Origin of the sequence: Klebsiella sp. D5A (assembly GCF_001620885.1) — a bacterium.
Classification (GTDB): domain Bacteria; phylum Pseudomonadota; class Gammaproteobacteria; order Enterobacterales; family Enterobacteriaceae; genus Klebsiella; species Klebsiella variicola.
In genome coordinates, this window is record NZ_LOAR01000038.1 from 1 (window position 1) to 2710 (window position 2710).

The 2710-nt window shown below is 43.5% G+C and carries 2 protein-coding genes and 2 pseudogenes; all 4 read left to right on the forward strand.

Annotation, left to right across the window (positions count from 1 at the left end; all coding sequences use genetic code 11):
• Positions 1-1074 (forward strand): glycoside hydrolase family 19 protein (locus tag AS136_RS29205; RefSeq protein WP_462442459.1); only part of this gene is annotated, 1074 nt, incomplete at its 5' end.
• Positions 1075-1079: 5 nt separating this feature from the next.
• On the forward strand, positions 1080-1904 hold the full coding sequence (locus AS136_RS25860; protein WP_023297746.1) for an FG-GAP repeat protein: 825 nt from the start codon (positions 1080-1082) through the stop codon (positions 1902-1904).
• A 79-nt stretch (positions 1905-1983) separates the two neighbouring features.
• A pseudogene (locus AS136_RS29455) lies at positions 1984-2127 on the forward strand (type VI secretion system Vgr family protein); the annotation flags it as partial.
• Positions 2128-2151: 24 nt separating this feature from the next.
• Positions 2152-2710: pseudogene (locus tag AS136_RS25865) on the forward strand (hypothetical protein); the annotation flags it as partial.

A 2710-nucleotide genomic window follows, 5' to 3' on the forward strand; every position in this document is an offset into this window, starting at 1 on the left:
GCGCTGGAGGAAAGCAGCGGGGGCGATGTGATGAACAGCCCGTATGAGAACTGGATCCCCCAGGCGTTTGGGGCGATAAGCCGAACGGCTGAACAGGGCGCGGGATATCAGTACGGTCTGGTACCACAGTTTTATCGTGACCTGATGGCGGGGATGGACAGCAACCGCGACGGGAAAGTGACGGCAGAAGAAATCAGGCAGGCGCTGGCAGTACGGGATCCGCTGGTGAAGAATGTGGTCAACCGGGTGATAGTCAAACATCACAGCGAATGGTATGGGGGCCGCTCGACAGGGCGCTGGGAAGGGTTTTATAAGGATCTGGACTCGCTGGAAGTGAAGTACTGTGAGAAATGGCAGGCGGACCTGGAGTGGATGAGCAAGGTGCCGCCGTTTGATAAGGATGAGGCGGTGTGGCATTTTCATCCGGTGGTGTTTTTGAATGCCTTATCCTCCGATGGTGATCAACTTATTACATACGAGCAATTGAAATTAATGCTCCCTTCTAATCGAGAGAGTGAAATTAATACTTATCTAGAGCCGTTGAATGAGACTATGAGGTTATTTGAAATCAATACACCTTTACGTAAATCACATTTTATGGCCCAGATCCTCCACGAAACGAGTTTTTTCAGAGATACAGAGGAAACTGCTTCCGGAAATGCATATGAAGGTCGCAGTGATCTTGGCAATACTCAGATTGGTGATGGCCCATTATTTAAAGGTAGAGGTTTATTAAAGATTACTGGTCGTGATAATTACACAAAGTGCCAAGGATATCTCAGAGGTAAACTTAATGACGAAACGTTTGACATAACGTCGTCAGTATCTAAAGCAAAACAGTTATCAGAAAATCCAAGGTATGCAGCATTGGCATCTGGGTATTTTTGGAAGTATATAAAACCTAAGTTAAACGATACAGCTGATAGGGATGATGTTTATTGGGTTTCAGTTTATGTCAATGGATGGGCTGTGCAAGAGCATCCTTATTATCCAGACAAAGCCAGAGAGCCGAATCATATGGATGACCGGATTAATAAATTATCTATTGCTAAAAACGCATTTGGGCTAGAGTGAGTTGAATGAAAAATTTATTTTTATTATTAGTAGTGGGCGTATTATCATTGTCTTGTAATGCTTCGGACGTAGTGAAAACAGAGTATTCCATTTCTTCGATGTACAGTGGGACTATTGGGAAGAGCAATATTACAATGAACCTTGTTATTTCTAATGACAATGTTTCTGGTAGTTATATATATAACAAATATAAAAATAAAATTTTGTTAAACGGAGTGATGGATTCGAATGTTGTTAAGTTAAAAGAAAAAACAAATAACGGCACTGCTACTATAACTCTTTTTCGAGCAAACAATGGTTATACTGGTCAGTGGTGCAATAAAAAATGTGTGCCTGTAACAATTCAAGCCAATAATTCATTCAAAGATGGTGAACTTAAGGATGTTAAAGTTGATGATTCTGATTCAGGCGTTTATAAAGTAGATTTGATATTTAAGAATAAAAATGAAAGCATAATTGTTACTGATGCCATAGATCCACCATCTTTAGATTTTGTAGATATTAATGGCGATGGGTTTTACGACTTGATAGTCAGAACAGATTATCGACCAAATAACGGTAGTCAAGTCATTTATCTCTCAGGTAATAATGAATTTATAAAAGATAATAATTTATCAAAAGAAAATGGCACCATAGTGTACGACCCTTATAAAAAGAACATCGTTTTTAATTCAAAAGATGATTGCTGTAATAATTTCAGAAAAGTTATTTACTCCTTTGATAATGGCAAATTTGTGAGGGTTGATGATATATTTTTTGATTATTCATCTAACAAAGGTAAAGATTCTAAAGGTGGTGATATTTCAAAGGACAGGTTCGAGTCTTACTAAATAGTATCCCTTCGTAAGGGGAATTTCATTACGCCATGCATTCAATCAGGTGATAACCAGATAAAAGGTCTGTTCTTAGGACGAGTCCGGGGCGGTCCGTGCGGCCAAGGGGCTTTTCCTGACGGCGGATGAACAGGCGAAAGCGTAGGGACCGGTGCTGGAGATGATGCCGGCCGTTGAGCGGATAACCCGGGCCAACAGCCAGAGTTACCCCATCAGAAATACTGACGGTAAAGAATTTCGCGCACTGGACGATGTCATGCGGCTTATCGACGGGGAGGCGCACGGGACATGGCTGCTGGGCGCGAATGGCCTGTGGCACGGCGGGATCCATATCAGCGATGTCTCTAATCCTTTCTCGGCGCTAAAACCGGACGCCGTTAATACTGAAGAACCGCTACCCCTCCAGTTTATGGCAGACGGTACGGTAGTGGCGTACAGGATAAACAACGAATACCTGACAGCACCATACTGCGGAGAACAACTTCGCTACAGCAGCAGCTTTGTGCTGGTGAAATCGCAGTGTCAACCTGATCCGCAAAAGGAAAAGTGCTGGCTGGAGTTTTACAGCCTGTATATGCATCTGGCGCCGGTCGCTGATTACCCGAAATCTCCCTGCTATAAAGTCAGGGACGGTCACAGTGGCATACTGTTACGCCAGTATAAAAACGGACAATACGGGTTACCGGAGTGGGAGCCAGACAACGGTGAGGCCGGGACATATCCCGCTCCGGCGAAAACGGAAAAAAGCCTGAAGGCAGGCGACCGTTTTGTCTCTTCCCGGACGGGGCGTTTTTATGTCACGA